This is a genomic window from Agromyces sp. P1_H4, assembly GCF_056405255.1.
Genome location: NZ_JBFUCL010000551.1, coordinates 1 through 1246, shown reverse-complemented (window position 1 = coordinate 1246; position 1246 = coordinate 1). Strand labels below are relative to the sequence as shown.

At 74.0% G+C, this 1246-nt stretch carries 2 protein-coding genes; both read left to right on the top strand.

The features are described from left to right. The coding region (locus tag AC1DY2_RS19880) for an ABC transporter ATP-binding protein (RefSeq protein ID WP_476763981.1) at positions 1-636 on the top strand (636 nt) is incomplete at its 5' end. Then, positions 633-1246: energy-coupling factor transporter transmembrane component T family protein (locus tag AC1DY2_RS19875; RefSeq protein WP_476763980.1), on the top strand; the 614-nt coding region annotated here is incomplete at its 3' end. The genes AC1DY2_RS19880 and AC1DY2_RS19875, both read left to right, overlap by 4 nt.

Sequence of the window (1246 nt, the reverse complement as noted above, 5' to 3'; positions counted from 1 at the left end):
GCCGTCACCGGTCCCAACGGCGTGGGCAAGTCGACGCTGGCCCTCACGCTCGCGGGGCTCCTCAAGCCCGATGCCGGTGTGCTGCGGCCCGATGCCGCGCTGGCGAACGGGGTATCCGGCGAGCCGTGGCGCTGGCGCTCTCGCGACCTGCTGGCTCGCATCGGCACGGTCTTCCAGAGCCCCGAGCACCAGTTCATCACCGGCTCCGTGYGCGCCGAGCTCGAGGTCGGGCCGCGGGCGCTGYGTCGCCCCGAGTCCGAACGGCGGTTGCGGACCGACGAGCTCCTCACGGCGCTGCGCCTCGAGGGGCTGGCCGAGGCGAACCCGTTCACGCTCTCCGGGGGCGAGAAGCGGCGCCTCTCCGTCGCGACGGCCATCGCCAGCCGACCGCGCATGCTCGTGCTGGACGAGCCCACGTTCGGTCAGGACGCGGGGACGTGGCGCGAACTCGCCCGGCTCATCGTCGGGCTCCGCGACCAGGGGGTGGGCGTCGTGGCCGTGACGCACGATGAGCCGTTCGTCGACGCCATCGCCGACGACCGGCTCGAACTCGGGCGCGACAGGGCTGGCACCACCGTGGCGCCGTCGCTGCCGTCGCTGCCGTCGCTGCCGTCACGACGGGAGCCGGGCCGATGAGCATCGCCGCGGTCCGGCCCGGCCTGCCGCTCGCGACGGTGAATCCCGTCGCCAAGGTGGCCGCCACCGTGCCCCTCAGCATCGTGCTCGTCCTCACCCTCGACGCGGTCTCGGCGACGGTCGCGATCATCTGCGAGATCGTGCTGTTCACCGCCGTCGGGCTCGGCGGGCTGCTCTGGTCGCCGCGCACGCTGCCGGTGTGGCTCGCAGCACCGCTCACCGGTCTCAGCATGGTGCTCTACGGCGCTCCGTCGGGCGAGGTCCTCTGGGACTTCGGCGTGATCCACGTCACCGAGGGATCCGTGCAGATCGGCCTGGCGACGACCGCGCGCGTCATCGCGATCGCGCTGCCGGCGGTGGTGCTGTTCCTCACCATCGACCCCACCGATCTCGCCGACGGCCTCGCCCAGACCCTGCGGCTGCCGGCCCGTTTCGTGCTCGGGGCGCTTGCGGCCCTGCGCCTGGTCGGGTCCTCCGTCGACGACTGGCGCACCCTGCGGCTCGCCCGCCGCGCGCGGGGAGTCGGCGATCGCGGCGCGATCGTGCGCGGTCTCGGCCAGGCGTTCGCCCTGCTGGTGCTCGCCATCCGGCGGGGGAGCACGCTCGCCAC